The 585-nt window shown below is 48.4% G+C and carries 2 protein-coding genes; both read right to left on the minus strand.

All coding sequences use genetic code 11. The features are described 5' to 3' along the window. Positions 1-255, minus strand: a 255-nt coding sequence (locus tag HCJ54_RS15335) for an NAD-dependent epimerase/dehydratase family protein (protein ID WP_187138265.1), incomplete at its 3' end; no start/stop codon positions are given. Further along, positions 255-585, minus strand: a 331-nt coding sequence (locus HCJ54_RS15340) for a sugar transferase (RefSeq protein WP_187138266.1), incomplete at its 5' end; no start/stop codon positions are given. The genes HCJ54_RS15335 and HCJ54_RS15340, both read right to left, overlap by 1 nt.

Genomic DNA, 585 nt, shown 5'->3' on the forward strand with positions numbered 1-585 from the left:
TTTTGCCCTGTACGCTAAATTTTCTGTGAGTTCTGTGTTGATTCGGTGGTACTCGCTAGCGCTTTCCGGCGTTTCTTTGCGGTGCACGAGAGCCGCGGCATGTAAAACCGTATCATACTGGCTAAAATCAATGGCTTCCCAGTTTGGCGTTCGGACGGATAAGAGATCCACGCCCACTTCTGGGTGATGTTGCGCCATCCAACTCTCAAATTGCGTACCTACATACCCTTGCTTTCCCGTGACTAAAATGCGCATCAGCTCGCTCCTTCTTGAATTCCATCGCGTTTCATGACTTTACGTATGGTGCTGAAAATAAGTTTTATATCCGTGCCAAAAGACAATTTCCGGCTATACAATCCATCTAAGGCGGCTTTTTCTTCGATCGATAATGTGTCGCGTCCCATCACTTGCGCAAGTCCTGATAATCCTGGCTTCAGCTCAGTCGCCCCTGCTTCCTCGCGCTTTTCAATCAAATCCGCTTGGTTATACAAAGCTGGGCGCGGACCGATAACACTCATGCTTCCCGCCAGAATATTGAACAGTTGCGGTAGTTCATCCAAACTCGTCTTCCGCAAAAACTGACCA

This window comes from Listeria grandensis, assembly GCF_014322885.1.
GTDB classification, from domain to species: Bacteria; Bacillota; Bacilli; order Lactobacillales; family Listeriaceae; genus Listeria_A; species Listeria_A grandensis.